The following is a 14,303-nucleotide window of genomic DNA, read 5'->3' on the forward strand; positions in this document are numbered from 1 at the left end:
CACCACGAAAGAGCGGGACGACCAGGTCGGAATATGACCAGTCGTCCTCAGCGTCCTCGCTGTGTTATTGCCTACCGATCACAAGAATCAGCAGGACTTTTCAAAGGAACCTCCAACCCAACCGGCAAGCGGTGGGCCGGGGTTGTCAATCTGGCGTTGACTTTTGGCACGCTGTTGAGTTCTCAAGGTACGGACGCTTCCTTTGTTCCCGTTTCCGGGCCCTCCGGGCGCTTCCTTCGTTTCCGACTCTATCAGATCGTTTTCCGATCCGATTTCCTCGGTGCTTTCCGGCCTTTCGGCCTTCCGGCGGTTCCGACTCTATCAGATCCTTTCGGGCCTGATTTCCGGTCTCCCGGGTCAAGTCGGTTTGTCTTCCCGGCTGTTGGGCCGTTCCGACGAGTGAGACTTTAGCGGAATCCTGGCTCCCGATGCCAATCGGGGTTGCGTCCTGTCGAACGCGGATTCCTCATTTCGCAAAAGCGCACGAAAAACGAAACGACGGAGATCGTCGTTCGGATCAAGTGGTTGGTGCGGAATGGCTGTCCGGGGACCGACCGGAGTCGGCGCTCACGTCGGACAACTCGGAGAACACTACGTACGGGTCAAGTGCGTGTCAACCCCGGCCCCTGGGCCGTCCGGCTGGTTCTGAGGGCGGGTCAGCAGGGCGGGTCAGCCGTTGCCCGACGCCAGCTCGCGGCTGCGGTCGCGGGCGGCTTCCAGGGCGGCGATGAGTGCGGCCCGTACGCCGTGGTTCTCCAGCTCGCGGATCGCGCTGATGGTGGTGCCCGCCGGGGAGGTGACCGCCTCGCGGAGCTTGACCGGGTGCTCGCCGCTGTCGCGGAGCATCACGGCGGCGCCGATGGCGGCCTGCACGATCAGGTCGTGGGCCTGGGCGCGCGGCAGGCCGAGCAGGATGCCCGCGTCGGTCATCGCCTCGACCAGGTAGTAGAAGTACGCCGGGCCCGAGCCGGAGAGGGCGGTGGCGGCGTCCTGCTGGGACTCGGGGACGCGCAGGGTCTTGCCGACGCCGCCGAAGATCTCCTCGGCGTGGGCGAGGTGGGTCGGGGTCGCGTGGCTGCCGGCGCTGATGACGGACATGCCCTCGTCGACGAGGACGGGGGTGTTCGGCATGACCCGTACGACCGGGGTGTTCGCCGCGAGCCGCTCCTCGATGAACGCGGTCGGGATGCCGGCGGCGGCGCTGATGACCAGGCGGTCGGAGGTCACGTGCGGGCTGAGCTCGTCGAGGAGGCGGCCCATGTCCTGGGGCTTCACGGCGAGGATCAGGGTGTCGGCGCGCTTGGCCGCGTCGGCGTTGCTGACCGGGTCGACGCCGTAACGGGTGCGGAGCTCCTCGGCGCGCTCCGGGCGGCGGGCGGTGACCAGGAGGTTCGCGGGGTTCCAGCCGGCGCGGATCATCCCGCTCAGGAGGGCTTCACCGATCTTGCCGGTGCCGAGGACTGCGACGGTGTGGGTCATGCGGTCACCCTCCGGGTGGTGCGGGGTCTCTCCGTGGTGCGGGGCCTGACGTCGTCATCCTCGCACCGTGCGGGGCGTGGGGGGTGGGGTGTCCGAGGAGCGGTACGGGTCGTGTGGGTGCGGGTTGAGTGCGTACGGGTTCAGGGCGTGCGAGTTCACGGCGTGCGGCGGCGGAGGGTGGCCGCGCCGAGGGCCAGGACCAGGAGCGCGCAGGCGGCGACGATGAGGATGTCGCGTACGAACGTGCCGGTCGGGTCGGGGTGGTGGAGGATCTGGTCCATCGCGTCGACCGCGTATGACATGGGCAGGGCGTCGGAGACGGCGCGCAGGGCGGGCTGCATGGACTCGCGCGGGGTGAACAGGCCGCAGAGCAGCAGCTGGGGGAAGATCACGGCCGGCATGAACTGCACCGCCTGGTACTCGGAGGCCGCGAAGGCCGAGACGAAGAGGCCGAGGGCCGTGCCGAGGAGCGCGTCGAGCAGGGCGACCAGGAGCAGCAGCCACGGGGAGCCGAGGACGTCCAGGCCCAGGAACCACAACGAGAGGCCGGTGGCCAGGGCCGACTGGACGATGGCGAGCGCGCCGAAGGCGAGGGCGTAGCCCGCGATGAGGTCGCCCTTGCCGAGCGGCATCGCCAGCAGGCGTTCGAGGGTGCCCGAGGTGCGTTCGCGCAGGGTGGCGATCGAGGTCACCAGGAACATCGTGATCAGCGGGAAGATGCCGAGCAGGGACGCGCCGATGTTGTCGAAGGTGCGGGGCGAGGCGTCGAACACGTACCGCAGCAGGGTGATCATCAGGACCGGGACGAGGACCATCAGCGCGATGGTGCGGGGTTCGTGACGGAGCTGACGCAGGACGCGGGCGGCGGTGGCGAGGGTGCGGGGTGGGGTCAGGGCGGGCGTGCGGGTGGGGGGCGTCGTGTTCATCGCACTGCCTTCTTTTCTTGCTCTTGGCGCGGGGTGGGGTGGTCGAGGTCTGCCTCGTCGACGAGGGTCAGGAAGGCCTCCTCGACGGTGGCCGTGCCGGTACGGGTGCGCAGGGCCTCGGGGGTGTCCTCGGCGAGGATCCGGCCGTCGCGCATCAGGAGCAGGCTGTGGCAGCGCTCGGCCTCGTCCATGACGTGCGAGGAGACGAGGATCGTGGTGCCCCGGTCGGCGGCGATGGCGTGGAAGAGGTTCCACAGGTCGCGACGCAGTACCGGGTCGAGGCCGACGGTCGGCTCGTCGAGCACCAGGAGCTCGGGGGTGCCGAGCAGGGCGACCGCGAGCGAGACGCGGCTGCGCTGGCCGCCGGAGAGGCGGCCCGCGAGGGCGTCGGCGTGGGTGGTGAGGGCGACGTCCGTGAGGGCTCGGTCGACTGCGGCGGCGCGGGTGTTGCGGTGTTTGCGGCCGGGCTGTTGTACGGCGGCGAAGTAGTCGAGGTTCTGACGTACCGTCAGGTCGTCGTAGACGGACGGTGACTGGGTCACGTATCCGATCAGGGGGCGTAGGGCCGGGGCGCCGGCTGGGTGGCCGAGGACGGTGAGAGTGCCGGTGGCCTTGGCCTGGGTGCCGACGACTGAGCGCATCAGGGTGGACTTTCCGCAGCCGGAGGGGCCTAGGAGGCCGGTGATGCGGGCCCTGGGGACGGTGAAGTGGAGGTCTTTCAGGACCTGGTGGGGGCCTCGGGTGACGGATAGGGCGTGGGCGGTGAGGGCGGGGGGGCCGTTGTCGTGGGTGTAATTCATCATGTGATGAATATTGCGCGGGGGTGGGGTGGGCGTCAAGGGTGGGTGTGGGTGTGCGGGGGTGGTTTTTCCCCACCCCGCCCCTTCCCGAAAGCCCTGGGCGGGCGGCCGGGGGGTGGCGCTGGGGCGGGGCTGTCTGCGGGTGAGGGGCGGGTTACTCGCGCAGTTCCCCGCGCCCCTTTAGGGCCCGGCCTCTGTCTGCGGGTGAGTGGATGGTTGCTCGCGCAGTTCCCCGCGCCCCTGCGAGGACGGGGCCTGCGGCCCCTGCCCCTCGCCCCTGGCGGGGCTCCCCGGCGCATGCCGGAGGAGGCCGTCTACCTAAGGGGCGCGGGGAACTGCGCGAGCAACCCACCGCTCAGCCGCAGACGAAGGCCGGGCCCAATGGCAAGCCGGGTAACGGGTTACTGCTTGCGCCTTGGCTTCTTGCGGGAGTGGGGGTTCGGCTTGCGGCGTTCGTGGCGCTTCAGCGCCTCCTCGTACTCCCTGCGGTGCAGGGACTCGCCGGGGGCCTCGTGGAGGGCTCGGAACGCGTACGCCAGGAGGGAGCCGATGAAGCCGATCGCCTTCAGGCCCTGGAGGGAGCGCTCGCGCTCCGGGTCCGTGGGGCGGGCCGAGAAGCCCTCCCACGTCTTGCGGAACGCCATCGCGCTGCACAGCGCGAACATCACCACGACCAGCACCGTCACGAAGGAGCCGGTGTCCGCGATCTGGAGGCCCTCGTACGCGAAGCGCAGCACGAAGGCCGCCGCCACCGCCGCCGCCAGGGCGCCGACCGCCACCCCGGCGCGGCGCAGGCCGTAGCCGCGGTCGTGGTCGACCCATGTCGTGCCGAAGAAGCGGATGGGCTCCGGCTCGGGGCCGCCGCCTCCGCCTGTCTGGTCACTCATGAAGCGATTATCCCTGCTGAGCAAGTGAGGGACGCTAGCCGCAGCGGACCGCCACGTAGCCGTCGCTGCCCGTCTTCACGTACGCGTCCGCCACGTACTGGCCGTTGGCGATGTTGTCCCAGATGTTGCTCGTGCCGTACGGGCCGGAGACCGTCGTGCCGGGGCACTGGCAGTTGATCGGGACGCTCACCCCGGCGGGGAGCACCTTGACCACCGGGTACCCGGTGCCGGGGCCGCTGCGGACGTTGAGCCGTACGTCCGGCGCCACCGGGTACCGCTTCGCCGTCGACTCGGCGGCCTCCGCCACCACACCCGCGAGCTCTTCCGTGCTCATCTCCGGTCCTCCCCCATCACCGTCACTCTGCGTACGCCACGCACGCGACCCGCAGGCTAGCAAGCCCCTCGGGTCTCGCACGCATCATCGACTAGGCTCCGAGCGTCGCGCTCGGGGACGAACACACGGGGGTGGGCGATGCCGCCGCTGCGCAGCACGGGGCCGGGCCCAGAAGCGGAGCAGCCGGAGTACGCCGGGCAGTATCTGCTGGAGTCGACGCTCGGCACCGGCGGCATGGGTGTGGTCCATCTGGCCGCGTCCGCCTCCGGCCTGCGTCTGGCCGTCAAGGTCGTGCACGCCGAGCACGCCAAGGACCCCGAGTTCAGGGCGCGGTTCCGGCAGGAGGTGTCGGCCGCGCGGCGGGTGAGCGGGGCGTTCACCGCGTCCGTCGTCGACGCCGATCCGGCGGCCGCGCGGCCCTGGATGGCCACCCTCTACATCCCCGGGCCCACCCTCGCCGAGGAAGTGAAGCGGAACGGGCCGCTCGACGCCGCCCAGGTGCGCCGGCTCGGCGCCGGGCTCGCCGAGGCGCTGCGGGACATCCACCGGGCCGGGGTCGTCCACCGCGACCTCAAGCCGAGCAACGTGCTGCTCGCCGCCGACGGGCCCAAGGTGATCGACTTCGGCATCTCGCGCCCGTACGACAGCGATCTGCGCACCGAGACCGGGAAGCTCATCGGCACGCCGCCGTTCATGGCGCCCGAGCAGTTCCAGGCGCCGCGCGAGGTCGGGCCGGCCGCCGACGTGTTCGCGATGGGCGCGGTGCTCGTGCACGCGGCGACCGGGAACGGGCCGTTCGACTCCGACAGCCACTACATCGTCGCGTATCAGGTCGTCCACAACGAGCCCGATCTGACGGGGGTTCCGGACGACCTGGTGCCGGTGCTGCGGAGCTGTCTCGCCAAGAAGCCCGAGGACCGGCCCACGCCCGACGAGCTGATGGCGGAGCTCCGGTCGGCGGCGTACGGGACCGAGGCGTTCATCCCGACCCAGCGGTTCCGCAACCCGGTGGAGAAGGTGCCGGGGCGGCCGTGGCCGGGTGGGGAGGCGGGCGGCGGGGGCGCGGACGTGCCCACGCACCGGCGGGAGGCGGCTTCGGTGGCCCCGCGGGCGCGGCGGCCGCTGCGGTGGGCCGCCGCCGCTGCCGCGCTGGTGGCGGTGGCGGGGGGCACGGTCCTGGGCGTACGGATGGCCGGGGGTGACTCCCCCGCGGCGGCTCCCACGGCTCCGGCCGGTGAGGTCGGGCGCCCGTTCGCTCCGTGGGCCGTGCCGCTCGCGGCCGGCGGGAGCGGGAACCGTACGCCCGCCTGCTCGGTCGACGCGGCGGGCAAGGCGCTGTACTGCGCCGCTCCCGGCGTCACGGCCGCCCGGCTCGATCCGGTGGACGGGCGCGTCCTGTGGTCGGTGAAGGCCAGGGGCGCGGGCGGGCGGGTGGCCGACGACGGGCAGCCGCGGGTGTCCGGCGGGCTCGTCCTGGTCACGCCGCCGGGCGCGGGGCGGCTGGACGCACTCGATCCGGCGACCGGTGCGACGCGCTGGACGCGGCCGGTGCCGACGCGCGGCGCGCTCGCCTACGGTGACGCGTCCGTCGTGTTCACCACGGACAGCGGTGAGGTCCGCTGCCTCGACAGCGCCACCGGCAAGGAGCGCTGGCGAGGCCGGCCGGCCGCGGCGGGCGCCCAATGGGTGGCGGTCCCCGGCGGGGGCGCGCTGTATGCCGTGTCGGTGGCCGCGGACGGGGCGACCTCGCTGGTCACCGCCGTCGCCGCGGACACCGGCAAGGTGCTGTGGACGAAGCGGCTGCCGGGTGGGCTGGGGCCGGTGGGGGTCTCCGGCGGGGCGCTCGTCCTGCTGGCGGCGGACGCCGACAGCTTCACGACGGCGGTCGTACGGCTGGACGCGGCGACCCGGGCCGTACGCCGTACGCCGCTGCCCGCGCCCGTCGACCAGGCACAGGCGACGGTCGACGGGGACGCGGTGTACGTGTTCGGGGCGGGCGGGGCGCTGCTCGCGGTGGACGCGCGGCGGGGGGCGCAGCTGTGGCGGCTGGAGACGGGGGCGGCGCGGGCGTCCCGGCCGGTGGTGGGTGGGGGCCGGGTGTACGTGACGGCTTCCGACGGCCGTCTCCTGGCGGTCGACGCGGCGCGAGGCGTACTGACCGGCCAGACGCCGCCCCGGATGGCCTCCGGCCGCGACACGTTCACACCGAGCCTGTCGTCGCCGGTGGTGGCGGGGGCGGTTGTGTACGGGGGTGCGCCGGACGGGGTGGTGTTCGGGGTGGGGGTGCGGGGGTTGGGCTGAGGTGGGGGTGCCTGCGGCGGGGCCGGGGCCAGGGAGGTTGCGGGGTCCGGCGGGGCCGGGGTGCCGCTGTGCCCACCCGTGCCGCCCCTAGCGGCACGCATGCCCACAGCGGCGGCGGGGGGGGGAGCGCGCGGCGGGCGGGAGACGGACGGCCGGGGACAGCGGGCGGCGGGCGGAAGCGCGCGGCCGGGAGCGGGGACAGGGGCCGCAGGCCCCGTCCTTTCAGGGGCGCGGGGAACTGCGCGAGCAACCACCCACTCACCCGCAGACAAAGGCCGGGCACAAGCAGGGGCGCGGGGAACTGCGCGACCAGCCCGCCACCGGCCCGCTGACAAAGGCCGGGCACAGACGGGGGCGGTGGGCTAGCCCAAGTTGGAGACGTCGCGGACCGCGCCCCGGTCCGCGCTCGTCGCCATCGCCGCGTACGCCCGCAGCGCCGCCGACACCTTCCGCTCGCGGGAGCGGGGGGCGTAGACGCCGCCCAGCGCCGCCCGGCGGGCCGTCAGCTCCTCCTCGGGGACGAGGAGTTCGATCGTACGGGCGGGGATGTCGATGCGGATGCGGTCGCCGTCCTCGACCAGGGCGATCGCGCCGCCGGACGCCGCCTCGGGCGAGGCGTGGCCGATGGACAGGCCCGACGTACCGCCGGAGAAGCGGCCGTCGGTGACGAGCGCGCAGGACTTGCCCAGGCCCCGGCCCTTGAGGAACGACGTCGGGTAGAGCATCTCCTGCATGCCGGGGCCACCCTTGGGGCCCTCGTAGCGGATGACGACGACGTCGCCCTCCTTCACCTCCTTGCGGAGGATCTTGTCGACCGCCTCGTCCTGCGACTCGCAGACGACCGCCGGTCCCTCGAACGTCCAGATGGACTCGTCGACGCCGGCCGTCTTCACGACGCAGCCGTCCTCGGCGAGGTTGCCGCGCAGGACCGCGAGGCCGCCGTCCTTCGAGTACGCGTGGGCGGCGTCGCGGATGCAGCCGCCCGCCGCGTCCGTGTCGAGCGTCTCCCAGCGCTCGGACTGGGAGAACGCCGTCGCGGAGCGCTCGCAGCCGGGCGCCGCGTGCCACAGCTCGACCGCCTCCGGCGTCGCCGAGCCGCCGCGCACGTCCCACGCGTCCAGCCACTCCTTGATGGAGCGGGAGTGCACGGTGTGGACGTCCTCGTTGAGCAGACCGGCGCGGTAGAGCTCGCCGAGGATCGCGGGGATGCCGCCCGCGCGGTGCACGTCCTCCATGTAGTACGTGGTCGTGGGCGCCACGTTGGGCGCGACCTTGGCCAGACACGGGACGCGGCGCGAGACCGCGTCGATGTCCCTGAGGTCGTAGTCGAGCTCGGCCTCCTGCGCGGCGGCGAGCAGGTGCAGGATCGTGTTGGTGGAGCCGCCCATGGCGATGTCGAGGGCCATGGCGTTCTCGAACGCCGCGCGCGTGGCGATGGAGCGGGGCAGCACGGAGGCGTCGTCGTCCTCGTAGTACCGCTTGGTGATGTCGACGACCGTGCGGGCCGCGTTCTCGTACAGCGCGCGGCGGGCGGTGTGGGTGGCGAGGACCGAGCCGTTGCCGGGCAGGCTCAGGCCGATCGCCTCGGTGAGGCAGTTCATCGAGTTGGCGGTGAACATGCCGGAACAGCTGCCGCAGGTGGGGCAGGCGTTCTCCTCGATGCGCAGGACGTCCTCGTCCGAGATCTTCTCGTTCGCCGCGTCGACCATCGCGTCGATCAGGTCGAGCTTGCGGACGGTGCCGTCGACGAGGGTGGCCTGGCCGGCCTCCATGGGGCCGCCGGAGACGAAGACGGTGGGGATGTTGAGGCGCATCGCGGCCATCAGCATGCCCGGGGTGATCTTGTCGCAGTTGGAGATGCAGATCAGCGCGTCCGCGCAGTGCGCCTCGACCATGTACTCCACGCTGTCCGCGATCAGGTCGCGGGAGGGGAGGCTGTAGAGCATGCCGCCGTGACCCATGGCGATGCCGTCGTCGACCGCGATGGTGTTGAACTCGCGGGGGACGGCGCCGGCGGCCAGGATCGCGTCGGAGACGATGCGGCCGACGGGGGCGAGGTGGGTGTGCCCGGGCACGAACTCGGTGAAGCTGTTGGCCACCGCGATGATCGGCTTGCCGATGTCCGCGCCGGCTACGCCCGAGGCGCGCATCAGGGCGCGGGCGCCGGCCATGTTGCGGCCGTGGGTGACGGTGCGGGACCTCAGCTCGGGCATTGCGGTCGCTCCTCAGCATCCAGAGAGCCATATCGGGCTGCTTCGAGCCTACGCCTCGGCTCCAAGATCTGGACAGGTTGTCCGGATGGCGGGACGGCCGACTCGCCATCCGGTCGCCCTCGCCCCGTCGCCGCGGCCCCCGTCGCCGCGACTCCCGTCACCCCGGATCCGTCACCCCGGATCCGTCAGATACCTCTGCAACGTCGGCGCCACCATCGTGATGATCTCCTCCGGCTCCGCCGACGCCAGCGGCTCCACCTTGATCACATAGCGCAGGACCGCGATGCCCACCATGTGCGACGCCGCCAGCTCCGCGCGGAAGTGGGCGTCGGGTACGTCCAGGTCCGCGGCCACCCGCTCCAGGACGCGGCGCAGCACGAACGAGCGCAGCACCTTCGCCGCCGCCTCGTGGGTGACGGCCGAGCGGAAGAGGGCGAGGATCTGCGCGCGCGTGGCGGGGTTCTCCCAGATGCCGAGGAAGAAGCGGGCCATGCGTTCGCCGACGCCGTCGAGGGAGGCGCCGCCACCGATTACCGCGGGGACCAGCTGGACCGGCTCCAGGGTCATCTCGACGGCCGCCTCGAACACCTCGTCCTTGGTGCCGAAGTAGTGGTGGACGAGGGCCGCGTCCACCTCGGCCGCCTTGGCGATGCCGCGCACCGACGTCTTGTCGTAGCCGCGCGCGGCGAACTCCGCGCGGGCCGCCTCCAGGATCCGCTGGCGCGCGCCGGGGCCGCTGTCGGCCTCCGCGCGCGAGGGGCGGCCCCGGCCCCGGCGGCGCGGGGCGGACGCGGACGGCGGGGCGGTTCCGGTCACCGGCGCACCTTCGACGCCAGGTGCAGCCGGGTGAAGGCGAGCGCCTCCGCGAGGTCGGCCTCGCGCTCGGCCGCGGACATCGCCCGGCGGGTGTTGACCTCGATGACCACATGCCCGTCGAAGCCGGTGCGGGCGAGCCCCTCGAGCAGCTCGGCGCACGGCTGGCCGCCCCGGCCGGGCACCAGGTGCTCGTCCTTGGCCGAGCCCTTGCCGTCGGCGAGATGGACATGGGCGAGCCGGTCGCCCATGCGGTCGACGAGGGCCAGCGCGTCGGTGCGGGCGGTCGCGGCGTGCGAGAGGTCGACCGTGAAGTGGCGGTAGTCGTCCTTGGTGACGTCCCAGTCGGGGGCGTACGCGAGCATCTCCCGGTCGCGGTAGCGCCACGGGTACATGTTCTCGACGGCGAACCGTACGTCCGTCTCGTCCGCCATCCGCCAGATGCCGGTGACGAAGTCGCGGGCGTACTGGCGCTGCCAGCGGAAGGGCGGGTGCACCACCACGGTGGAGGCGCCCAGCTTCTCGGCCGCCGCTCTGGCCCGCTGGAGCTTCACCCACGGGTCGGTCGACCAGACCCGCTGGGTGATCAGCAGACAGGGGGCGTGAACGGCCAGGATCGGCACCTGGTGGTAGTCCGAGAGCCGTCGCAGGGCGTCGATGTCCTGGCTGACCGGATCGGTCCACACCATGACCTCGACGCCGTCGTACCCCAGGCGTGCGGCGATCTCGAAGGCCGTCGCCGTCGACTCCGGATAGACCGAAGCCGTCGACAGGGCGACCTTCGCATCCGGGATGCGCACTACTGGTTCTGCCACGGAGACAGCGTACGGGCACCCACAAGAGGGGCCGCGAGGGGACCGTCCAGGTGGCCGGAACCCATTGCCCCCCTCATCCCACCGGGAGCTGGTCGAGGTGGCGCAGGATCACGCCCTCGCGCAGCGCCCACGGGCAGATCTCCAGCTCCTCCACCCCGAACAGGTCCATCGCGCCCTCGGCCACCAGCGCCCCGGCGAGGAGCTGCGGCGCGCGGCCCTCGGAGACGCCCGGCAGCGTGGTGCGCTGCTCGGTGGTCATCGCGGCCAGCTTGGGCACCCACTCCTCCAGCGCCTTGCGGCTCAGGGTGCGCTGAACGTACACGCCCTCGGTGGAGCGGGCCGCGCCCGCGATCCTGGCGAGCTGCTTGAAGGTCTTGGAGGTGGCGACCACGTGGTCCGGGGAGCCGGAGCGGGTGAACTCGCCGACCGTCCGGGCGATCTGCGCGCGTACGTGGCGGCGCAGCGCCCGTACGTCGGAGGGGTCCGGCGGGTCGCCCGGCAGCCAGGCGGCGGTGAGCCGGCCGGCGCCCAGCGGCAGCGAGACGGCCGCGTCGGGCTCCTCGTCGATCCCGTACGCGATCTCCAGGGAGCCGCCGCCGATGTCCAGGAGCAGCAGCTTCCCGGCGGACCAGCCGTACCAGCGGCGGGCCGCGAGGAAGGTCAGGCGGGCCTCCTCCTCGCCGGAGAGGACGCCGAGGTCGACGCCGGTCTCCTCCTTGACCCGGGCGATGACCAGGTCGGCGTTGCTGGCCTCGCGCACCGCCGAGGTGGCGAACGGGAGCATTTCCTCGACGCCCTTGTCCTCGGCCGCGATCAGCGCACCGCTGACCGTGGCCACCAGCCGGTCGACGCCTTCCGGTCCGATCGCACCGTCCCCGTCGAGGAGTTCGGCGAGCCTCAGCTCGGCCTTGTGCGAGTACGCGGGCAGCGGCGCGGCACCGGCGTGCGCGTCCACCACCAGCAGATGAACCGTATTCGACCCCACATCGAGGACTCCGAGTCTCATGAGCTGAACGCTACTGCGGTCGCGGACATACGCTTGTCCCGTGCCAAAGACGAAAAAGGCGAAGCCGGGCAAAGCCAAGACCCCCAAGACCCCCGGGCAGCGGGCGGACGAGCAGGGGGTCGACTTCCCGCGCGCGTGGGTCGAGTTCCCGGACCCCGCGGACGACGAACAGGTCTTCCGCTGCGACCTGACCTGGCTGACCTCGCGGTGGACGTGTGTCTTCGGCAGCGGCTGCCAGGGCATCCAGGCGGGCCGCGCCGACGACGGCTGCTGCACGCTCGGCGCGCACTTCTCGGACGAGGACGACGAGAAGCGCGTGGCGGAGCACGTGGCACGGCTCACGCCGGAGCTGTGGCAGTTCCACGACGAGGGCGCCGAGGGCGGCTGGGTCCAGCTCGACGAGGACGGCGAACGGCAGACGCGCAGGTGGGAAGGTTCCTGCATCTTCCAGAACCGGCCCGGGTTCGCGGGCGGCGCGGGCTGCTCGCTGCACATCCTGGCCCTGAAGGAGGGCAAGGAGCCGCTGGAGACCAAGCCGGACGTCTGCTGGCAGCTGCCGGTGCGGCGCACCTACGACTGGATCGACCGGCCGGACGAGACGCGGGTCCTCCAGATCTCGATCGGTGAGTACGACCGGCGCGGCTGGGGCCCGGGCGGCCATGACCTGCACTGGTGGTGCACCTCGGCGACCTCGGCGCACGGCGCGGGCGAGCCGGTCTACGTCACCTATCGGCCGGAGCTGACCGAGCTGATGGGCAAGGAGGCGTACGACGTGCTCGTGGGCCTGTGCGAGGCGCGTCTGGCGTCCTCGCTGCCGCTGGTGGCCCCGCACCCGGCGGACCCGGTCCGCTGACGGCCGGGCCCCGGGCGGCCGCCTCATGAGGGCTGCGGCGGGGACGCCGGGTCGCTCGGGGTGTCCGGCGGTGTGGTGGGCGCGGTCGGGCTCGGCGTCGGCGTGGGCGAGGTCGGCGTGGGCGACGGGCTGGGCGGCGTCGGCGAGGCGGGCGGAGCCGTCGGCGGCGTCGGCTCCGGCGAGGAGGGCGTGCCGGGGTCGGGCGAGGCGGGCGGGATGGCCCGCGTCCCCTGGCCGACCCCGGTGATCCTGACGACCGCGCCGGAGGGCCGCACGCCCACCTGGGCCGACCACGCGCCGCGCGGTTCGCGCGCGTGGTTGACCGAGACGTACACGGATACGTTTCCGCCCGCGTCCAGCGTCCCGCCCGTACTGCTGAAGACGAGCCAGGGCGCGTCCGTCCACAGCGACCAGCGCACCGGCGCGTCGCCCGTGGCGGTGAGCGTGAGGACCGTGACACCGCCCTGCGAACGGGCCGAGACGGTGAGCTCGCCGGGGCTCGTGGGGCTGGCGGAGCCGGGGCTGACGACCTCCACGGAGACGTCGGCGGGGGCGCTGCCGCCCGCGCTGACGCGGGGGTCGGGGTCGTTGCGGGCGTTCCCGGCGTTCTCGTAGCGCTCGTACGGGAGGCCCTCGGCGCCGGCGCTGTCGGCCTCGCTGGCGGTGATCTTGGCGCCGTCGTTCGACTCGCCGGTCGCGGGGGCGCCGCGGTAGGCGGCCCAGAGCGCGAAGGCGGGCGCGGCCACGACCGTGGCGACCACCGTGGTCGTCACGGCACGCGCGCGCAGCCGGTCCCGGCGGGCGGCGCGGTCCTTGGGGTCCATCGGGAAGCCGGAGCGGTCGAAGCGGGGGGCGCCGCCGCGGGTCCTCGGAACATGGAGCATCGCCGCGTACGCCGCCGCGCGCGGGGCCTCGGCCAGCGGCAGCGCGGCCGGGGTGACCGAGGAGCCCGGCCAGGGCCCGGCGGCGCCCGCGCGCTCGGCGGCGCGGCGGCAGCGCGGGCAGTCGTCGACGTGCCGGACCAGCTCGCGGCGGAGCGCCGCCGAGAGCAGCACCTGGTGGTCGCCGGTGAGCCGGGCCACCGACGGGCAGCCGCCGGTCTCCACGACGGCGAGCGCGGCCCGGGTCCGCTCGACCTCGCAGGCGCCCGCCGCGAGCAGCTCGCGGGCGGCCGGGTAGCTCATGCCGAGCACGGAGGCGACCTCGCGCGGGCCCAGCTGGTGGCGGACGGCGAGCTCCAGGGCCTCGCGCTGCTCGGGGGTGGTGCCGGCGGCCTCGGGCCAGGCGAGCAGCGCCAGTTCGCGGCGGCGCCGCTCGGCCTCCTCGGGCGCGACGCCGGAGGCGGCGCCCTGCTCGCACGACTGCGGGCGGCCGGTGTGGGCGCCCTTGCGGGCGCGTTTGCGCTCGGCGAGCTTGCGCAGACAGGACCAGCGCGCCAGCGCGTACAGCCAGGCCTTGCGCTCGGCCTCGGTGTCCGGGCAGCGCGCGTGCTGGCGCTCGGAGACGGCGAGCACGTCCCCGAGGACGTGGACCGCCTCTTCGTGGTCGCAGAGCACGGACAGGCAGTACGTGAACAGGCCGTCGAGATACGCCTCGTAGCGCGCCGGCGGGCGCTGGGTCAACGTCCGGGGCGCACGGCGCTGGGCCCGGTGTGCGCCGGGGGTGTGCGTGGGGTGATCCAGACCGCTGCTCTTCACCCGGCGAAGGTAGGCGGAGGATCCAGGGTCCTTCGCGCCGCTTGAGCACATTTACTCCTTACGGGTGAAGGTATCCCTCAAAAGGGGACAGGAACCCGCTGTTCCATCGCGGAAGCTTGCCTTCCCGGGCGCGGAACGTTGCCTTCCCTCCTGCGGGGGAACGGCCTTCGGCGGTGGAC

Annotated in this window: 12 protein-coding genes; 2 read left to right on the forward strand and 10 right to left on the reverse strand. The window is 73.0% G+C overall.

Features of this window, described 5'->3' with window-relative positions:
- Nucleotides 1–669: 669 nt before the first annotated feature.
- The 5 genes from proC to ABD236_RS25305 all read right to left on the reverse strand — a co-directional run bounded on the left by proC (nt 670) and on the right by ABD236_RS25305 (nt 4,426).
- Entirely contained in the window at nt 670–1,479 is an 810-nt protein-coding gene (gene proC / locus ABD236_RS25285) for a pyrroline-5-carboxylate reductase (protein WP_344077168.1), read from the reverse strand.
- A 155-nt stretch (nt 1,480–1,634) separates the two neighbouring features.
- Nucleotides 1,635–2,405 carry an ABC transporter permease gene (locus tag ABD236_RS25290; protein WP_344077172.1) on the reverse strand — a complete coding sequence of 257 codons (771 nt, stop codon included), beginning with the start codon at nt 2,403–2,405 and terminating at the stop codon, nt 1,635–1,637.
- Nucleotides 2,402–3,208, reverse strand: coding sequence for an ABC transporter ATP-binding protein (locus ABD236_RS25295; RefSeq protein ID WP_344077175.1), 807 nt, complete (start codon nt 3,206–3,208; stop codon nt 2,402–2,404). Before ABD236_RS25295 ends, ABD236_RS25290 begins: the two co-directional genes overlap by 4 nt.
- Nucleotides 3,209–3,606: 398 nt before the next feature.
- Nucleotides 3,607–4,092, reverse strand: a complete 486-nt coding sequence (locus ABD236_RS25300; RefSeq protein ID WP_344077179.1) for a hypothetical protein — start codon at nt 4,090–4,092, stop codon at nt 3,607–3,609.
- Between the two features lie 34 nt (nt 4,093–4,126).
- Nucleotides 4,127–4,426, reverse strand: coding sequence for a peptidase (locus tag ABD236_RS25305; RefSeq protein WP_344077181.1), 300 nt, complete (start codon nt 4,424–4,426; stop codon nt 4,127–4,129).
- 138 nt (nt 4,427–4,564) lie between these two features.
- On the opposite strand from ABD236_RS25305, the gene ABD236_RS25310 reads away from it, so the two are divergent.
- Nucleotides 4,565–6,727: a serine/threonine-protein kinase gene (locus ABD236_RS25310; protein WP_344077183.1), complete on the forward strand. Its 2,163-nt coding sequence runs from the start codon at nt 4,565–4,567 to the stop codon at nt 6,725–6,727.
- Between the two features lie 362 nt (nt 6,728–7,089).
- Here ABD236_RS25310 and ilvD read toward each other — a convergent pair whose 3' ends face one another.
- The 4 genes from ilvD to ABD236_RS25330 all read right to left on the reverse strand — a co-directional run bounded on the left by ilvD (nt 7,090) and on the right by ABD236_RS25330 (nt 11,574).
- Nucleotides 7,090–8,940: a dihydroxy-acid dehydratase gene (gene ilvD / locus ABD236_RS25315; RefSeq protein ID WP_344077185.1), complete on the reverse strand. Its 1,851-nt coding sequence runs from the start codon at nt 8,938–8,940 to the stop codon at nt 7,090–7,092.
- Between the two features lie 171 nt (nt 8,941–9,111).
- Nucleotides 9,112–9,756, reverse strand: coding sequence for a TetR/AcrR family transcriptional regulator (locus ABD236_RS25320; RefSeq protein WP_344077187.1), 645 nt, complete (start codon nt 9,754–9,756; stop codon nt 9,112–9,114).
- The gene (locus ABD236_RS25325; RefSeq protein ID WP_344077189.1) at nt 9,753–10,568 is read right to left on the reverse strand and encodes a sugar phosphate isomerase/epimerase family protein; all 816 of its coding nucleotides are present in this window, start codon (nt 10,566–10,568) and stop codon (nt 9,753–9,755) included. The genes ABD236_RS25320 and ABD236_RS25325 overlap by 4 nt, the downstream gene beginning before the upstream one ends.
- A gap of 73 nt (nt 10,569–10,641) precedes the next feature.
- Nucleotides 10,642–11,574 carry a Ppx/GppA family phosphatase gene (locus ABD236_RS25330; protein ID WP_344077191.1) on the reverse strand — a complete coding sequence of 311 codons (933 nt, stop codon included), beginning with the start codon at nt 11,572–11,574 and terminating at the stop codon, nt 10,642–10,644.
- A gap of 40 nt (nt 11,575–11,614) precedes the next feature.
- Between ABD236_RS25330 and ABD236_RS25335 the strand changes: the two genes are divergently transcribed.
- Complete coding sequence (locus ABD236_RS25335) at nt 11,615–12,427, forward strand: DUF3109 family protein (RefSeq protein WP_344077194.1); 813 nt, start codon at nt 11,615–11,617, stop codon at nt 12,425–12,427.
- A 23-nt stretch (nt 12,428–12,450) separates the two neighbouring features.
- Here the strand turns inward: ABD236_RS25335 and ABD236_RS25340 are convergent, their stop codons facing one another.
- Nucleotides 12,451–14,124 (reverse strand): BACON domain-containing protein, encoded by a 1,674-nt coding sequence (locus tag ABD236_RS25340; protein WP_425543947.1) that lies wholly within the window; start codon nt 14,122–14,124, stop codon nt 12,451–12,453.
- Nucleotides 14,125–14,303: the final 179 nt, after the last annotated feature.

It is taken from the genome of Streptomyces crystallinus, assembly GCF_039521265.1.
GTDB lineage: Bacteria > Actinomycetota > Actinomycetes > Streptomycetales > Streptomycetaceae > Streptomyces > Streptomyces crystallinus.